The 6,444-nt window shown below is 25.0% G+C and carries 5 protein-coding genes; all 5 read right to left on the reverse strand.

All coding sequences use genetic code 11. The annotated features are described in order from the left end of the window. Positions 1–311: 311 nt before the first annotated feature. The 5 genes from HMPREF3177_RS07740 to HMPREF3177_RS08670 all read right to left on the reverse strand — a co-directional run bounded on the left by HMPREF3177_RS07740 (position 312) and on the right by HMPREF3177_RS08670 (position 6,366). Positions 312–2,024 (reverse strand): alpha/beta hydrolase family protein, encoded by a 1,713-nt coding sequence (locus HMPREF3177_RS07740; protein ID WP_070458434.1) that lies wholly within the window; start codon positions 2,022–2,024, stop codon positions 312–314. A gap of 26 nt (positions 2,025–2,050) precedes the next feature. After that, on the reverse strand, positions 2,051–3,328 hold the full coding sequence (locus HMPREF3177_RS07745; RefSeq protein WP_070458437.1) for an MFS transporter: 1,278 nt from the start codon (positions 3,326–3,328) through the stop codon (positions 2,051–2,053). Between the two features lie 13 nt (positions 3,329–3,341). Continuing rightward, a complete protein-coding gene (locus HMPREF3177_RS07750; RefSeq protein ID WP_070458440.1) occupies positions 3,342–5,960 on the reverse strand; it encodes a class III lanthionine synthetase LanKC N-terminal domain-containing protein in 2,619 nt (872 codons plus the stop codon). An 80-nt stretch (positions 5,961–6,040) separates the two neighbouring features. Further along, on the reverse strand, positions 6,041–6,151 hold the full coding sequence (locus tag HMPREF3177_RS08730) for a class III lanthipeptide (protein WP_210388792.1): 111 nt from the start codon (positions 6,149–6,151) through the stop codon (positions 6,041–6,043). Positions 6,152–6,240: 89 nt separating this feature from the next. Beyond that, a complete protein-coding gene (locus HMPREF3177_RS08670) occupies positions 6,241–6,366 on the reverse strand; it encodes a hypothetical protein (RefSeq protein ID WP_256374317.1) in 126 nt (41 codons plus the stop codon). Between the last annotated feature and the right edge of the window lie 78 nt (positions 6,367–6,444).

A 6,444-nucleotide genomic window follows, 5' to 3' on the forward strand; every position in this document is an offset into this window, starting at 1 on the left:
TATTTATTAACTTATACGTACCTTTATTTAAGTTTAGTCTATCATCTAAATAATTTAAATATTTTCTACCACTCTTATTATTTTGAGTGTGTAGATGCTAGTATGCAAAGTAAATAAATATCCATCGAAACACGAAAAATAAAACTGAGTGAAAACGAACGGATTAAAGAAATGCATTCGCATTTCTATCATGTACTTATAAAATAAAGTATGAATTTTTACTAATAGTAACAACACGTAATACTACTGTAAGTAAAAAGTGCTACACTCTTATTAAGAGCATAACACTTAATTCAATAACATACTTAAAATTAATTAAAATATTCTCTAATAAAAGTATATATTTTTGTATAGCAATCAATTATATTATTATATTCATTTAGCCCATGACCTTCTTCTTCATAGCTAAGATGGTAAACTGGTACTCTTTTTTTTAATTTTTCTACGATATAATTTAAATCATCTTTGTTATTACGTATATCTTTACCACCAGAAATAAACATAACCGGGCTATCAATATTCGATATATGGTAGTAAGGAGATATTCTTTTTAAATGATCGGGATTCTCAGTAGGGTGGCCAATTTTTCTATAAAAAATATATTTATAGTTATCCCAAGACTCTGGTAAATTTTTTAGTGAATTTAACCAATTATAAACTCCAAATAAATTTATAGCAAATCTAAAAGTGCCAGGAAAAAAGGCAAGTGATGATAACGATAAAGTTGCACCATAACTAATTCCGATTATACCTACTTTACTTAAATCTATATTTGGATTATTTTTAAAATAATCTTTAGCTTCGATACAGTCTTTTAAGTCTTCAATTCCATGTTCTCCATCAATTGAATTTAGATAATCTTTACCATAACCGCTACTACCTCTATGGTTTATAGCAAATACTGAATATCCACTTAAACATAAAAATTGAATTAATATATCAAAATTTAAAATAAATTGCCCACCAGGGCCACCATGAACCAGAATTATTAATGGAGATTTGCTTTTATTCGATAAATATAGTTGACCATATATTGTTATTCCTTTTTTATTTTTATATTTTATAGGATTACCTTCAATAAAGATATTCTTATCATTAGTCATTCCAGTAACATTTGTTAACTTGGTAATACTGTATTTCTTTAAATTTATATTATATAGATCTCCAGGAGTATTACTCTTTTCTATTAAAACAACTAGATTTTTTTCATCATCAGAAAAACTTAAAGACTTTATTGTACCTTTAGGTAAAAAACTCATATCTAAAGCGGTATTACTTGTTAAATCATAAATATTTAATCTAAAAATACCATTCTCATTAGTGATATATGACAAATAATTATTACAAGGTGAATTTATAGCTAATATAATGTCCCAATGATGCTTATAAGTTTTTTTAACTTTTAATGTATTTAAACAAATCACTTTTAAATATTGATAATTATGATTATCTGTAGTTAAGATATACAGACAATCTTTGATAAAAAATTGTGGAACTCCATCATCTAAAATTTTTACAGAATTATTATTTAGATTTTCAATTTTAATTTTAGAATTACTATTTTTTAAATTACTTAAAATAATATTTTCACCATTATCAGAAATAGATAATATAATATCTTTATTTATATTATTAAAATGAAGTTTTATTTCTCCAGTTTGTAAATTTAAACTGTATACATCCATATATTTTTCATCTCTAATATTAGACTCAAAATATAAAATTTGATCTTCTTTGTTTAATTTTAAAAAATATGAATTTTGATTGGGCGTTAAATTTTGAATGTTACCATCTTTATACATATATATATTGCAAGTTTCATTATCTTTTTTTTCAAATATAAAATTATTATTTTTATTTATATAAGAGATTATCTTTATTACTTTATTACTAGAAAATAAAGCTTTTTTTTCCTTTGTCTTTAAACTAAGAGAATTAACAGTATATTTACCCTCAATCAATGAAGTATAAATAACATAGTTATTATTCATTGATATGTATTGAATTGCTTCAATACTATGCATTCTTTTAAGTAAATCAAGGTTAATTTTTACTCCTCCTTTCTTATCTCTAATTGATAATCATCATTCGCTTCATTAATAATATTAGTTTTAAGTAAAAAAATAGTTACAATTAATGTTAAAAAACCAGCAAATATATTGACTACAAAATATAACTCCAAGTCATAGAGCAAACCAAATATGAAAAAGCCTATTGGCATTGTCATCATAGAGAAAACAGAAATTAAAGAAAATACTCTCCCTTTCATAGAATCATCAATAGTTGTTTGATAGTAACTCATGATAGGTGTATTAACAAATTGAACACATAAAGTAATTAATATAAATAATAATGAAATCAAAATAGTATTTCCTATATCACTTAACTCTAAATATATTGGTAAAGGTAACAGAGCAATAATAATCGCAAATAACATGCTAAATATTTTAGCGATCGACAAAGGCTTTTCAAAAACTTTCACCGTACTAATAATCATGCCACCTAAAATAGTACCTACAGATAATGCCGCATAACAAAATCCTACTAAAGTTGAATTAAGTTCTAAAATATTGATGAGCATCTTAGCAGGCAATATACTAATTGTTGTCGTAACAAAGTTTATAAAGAATAAATAGATTATAATCATTTTAAGGATGCTACTCTCTTTAATATATTGAATTCCACCCGAAACATCTTTGAAGAATTGTTTTATACTCGAAATTTCTTCGTTTTTTTCCTCAATCTGATTCTGTTGTTTAAATTTTAAATTAAAGTCAAAACTTAATGCGATGATATTAAATACAATAAAAATCATAATCATTATTTCAAATGAAAAAATTCCAATTAAAGCACCTGCTATAATGGGTCCTAAAAGTGATGCAGATTCTGTTAGTATAGACGAGTATCCATATACTTTTTGAACTTTATCAACATTAAATAATGCAGTAATCGCTGACTGAAAAGCATTCCCAACAAAAGATCCTGTAATCGTCATTAGTGCCGTAGTAATATACAAAGCGATTAAATTAAATCCAAAATAGTATGTATAGACTAATAATCCTATTAATATAAGAGGATCAAGTGCTTCACCCAGGATAATTATACTTTTCTTGTTTCTAGAATCTGATATCACACCTGCTACTGGTAAGAATAATAGTGATATAAGAGTAAAAATTATTAAGTTAATAGACGAATATATAGCGGAACCAGTGTAATACATAATGTAAAACGATACTGCAAATGTATAAGTGTTACTACCAAAAGCAAGAAATGCGCGACTGAGTAAATATAAAATTAAGTTTTTATTCCAAAAACCTTCTTTAGTCATTATTTCACTTCCTTTAATCAAAATAACTGTCGATAAATACATAGTAATTACGATCATTATTATTAAATCTATTCATTAATTCAATTAAACCTGAACCACCATTACTATAATCACAGCCGTATTTATACATAAGCTGTCCTGGTAAATTTAATGTATTATCTTCATTTTCTTTTAATATTGAGAGCAAATTATCTAATAATGACAATGTATTTTTACTATCAAAATCATTAATGAAGAAATTTATATCATAATGAACATTTATTAATCCTGTAAGCCCTGAAAAAAGACTTAAATCAACAGAGAATTGTGATTCAATTCCTTTAACTAATTTTTCTAAAATTTTTTCATCAAAAATATCAGAGTTTTCACTAACATACCTTAAGAAAACAGCTAAAATCCCTGCCGTACCTGAAGAAAGATAAGGATAATAAATTGATGTCTTTTTATTTCGCTCCTCCGGATAAAGCCATGATTTTTCTATTTCTTTAAATTCATATAAATCTTTACATAAGATTTCATATCCATAATTAAAATATTTTTCTTGGCCAGTAGCTTTATATATATAGTAAAAAAGCAAAGCAATTCCTGTATATCCCTTGTTAAGTCCAATTTTTGAAATATATACAGGGTCTTTTTTATACAATTGCTCTATTATCCAGTCACACACTCTTTCAGCAACAGATAAATATTCTTGATTATTACAAATCAAATAACTTTTCAGTAAAGCAAGAGCTTTGCCTGCTAAACCATCTTCAATTGAAAAATTTGTTTCTTTATTATTAATAGAATTTTTAACGTTCTTTAATAATGAATTAATCAGTGGATTTACTGAATGTTCTTGTTCCTCGATATCTAAGTCTAATAATGTCCATATTATACCTGCTGTTCCATCTAATAAACTAAAATCTAATTGCTCTGAATTCATATATAGATTATATTGATATAACAAAAATTCTTTAATATTTTCAACATCAACTTTTATATTAGCATTAAGATTTTTTATTTTGTTTACTGAAAAAAGTACACCTGCTGTTCCAGATGCTAATCCTATATAGTTTTTTGCAAATGGATTTGAAGGGAACATTAATTCAAAGTCTTCTACTTTATTATCATCTATAAAATTGTATGCTTTTATTATTTTGTCTGAAATATTTAATTCTGATAAGGTTAAAGAATATTCCGGAAATTTAATATTATTTATCAACTTTTCCATTTCTATAAAAGATATATTACTAACAGATCCATAATATACTAAGTTTTTAATATAATTACAAAATTCTATTGGTATATTAAATTTTTTATTTAAAAACAATAAATGTCTTTCAATAAAACTATCATCAATAGTAGATAAATTTATTGTTGGACTCAACATATTAAATGCTAAATAACCTATGCTTTTATAATCTCGATTAACCGATAAGTTCACATCTTTCTCATCATGAAAACCTCTAGTACCGATTAGAATTTTTTCACCTGCTTCATTTAGATTAATTGCTCCATCTAAATCTATAATAGTAGGATTTAACTTCTCATCCAAAATTATATTTTCTGGACTTATATCATTAATTAATATATTATGTTTATGAACTTTTTTAATTAATTTTATTATTTTATTAATAATTATGAATATTTCTTTCAAATAATTTTTAAAAGTATCTAAGCCTTGTCTAGATTTTACAAAATAACTATTATTTAATAAATATTCCTTTACGGTTACACCTGGAACATAGGTTTCTACTATATAAGTGTGTTCCCATTCTTTAAAGATATCTATGGGCTTTGGAAACTCATTATCTGTAAAATGAGTTTGAAAATATTTTAAAAGTTTATATTCATTTTTTTTCATTTTTTCTGAATCAGTATTTTTGCCAAACTCTGCAGTATATGGTCTAGCTTCTTTTATTATAACCTTTTCATTATTGGTAAGATTCAATGCTAAATATGTTCCTCCAGCATTAGTGAATCTGATAGCTTTTTCTATTTTATATTTTTTTCCTAAATATTTAGGCTCATTATTAGGTGAAATAGGGAAGGGATCTTTAACCCATGTAGGTATTCTAAAAACAGGAGAACGATCATCAACAAATATTTGATTATCTGGACCGTATATAAGAGCACTTTTACTTTTGGGTAATATTTGTCCATAACGATAGTAAAGCACCTTATTATTATTAAATCTTCTATCTGTAAGTATGTATGGTCCAACATAATTTTTTAGTAACATATCCAAACCTTTTATATGCTCAAAAAATTCATCATTATTTCTTGGATATATCGTCATAAATTTACCAGAAGATCCTCTTTGAGCATTCTTGTTGTTCATTAGCTCAAAAATATAATCATCTAACCAAAATTTAAAAGAGATATTATTATCAAAACAATATTTAGATACAATAGATAATATTTCCTTGTTATTATGCTTAGATGCTGAAACGTGTATTTTCCATCCATGCTCTGGTAATTTTTCTTTTTTGGGTGAATATTGTATAAATATTCTATCCCTGATTGCTTGCCAATTATGTACATTATTTTTCTCAGTAATTTTAAAAAATGTTTTATCATAATTATAGAATCGTATAGGTAAATAAAATTTTTCATTAGCAATGAAATTTATAGTTGCCATACTATGCATATAATCACCTCGATATAATTAAAAGGGGGATTTTAATAATGAAATTGTCTTAAAAATTAAACTATTAATTTATCCGTAAACTAAGGTTTAACAATGCAAAGTGCACATGAATGACTATTAGAACTAGCAAAAGCTACTTCTTCTTGACTAGAATTAGTATTAAGTTCTTGCAGATTTAAAATGTATTCCATAATTATTCACCCTTTCTTCCCCCTTATTCTAAATAATATATCATAATGAAAGCGTTGTCTATATAATTTTAATGAAAATTCTGATTTTTTTAGATAAAACATAAAATATATCCTTGATTTAAAAGTGATGCTAATTTTTCTGTAAATGCCTGTTTTAAAATTTCTTTCACTTCATCATATTTATACAACTTCATATTTACTGTTTGTTTTCTCATATTACCTCCTAATATCTTATTGTTTATAGTATGTTAAGCACTCATACGAGTGCTTAACTTTAGTAATAGAAATAAATC

The organism is Nosocomiicoccus sp. HMSC09A07 (assembly GCF_001808485.1).
Classification (GTDB): Bacteria; Bacillota; Bacilli; order Staphylococcales; family Salinicoccaceae; genus Nosocomiicoccus; species Nosocomiicoccus ampullae_A.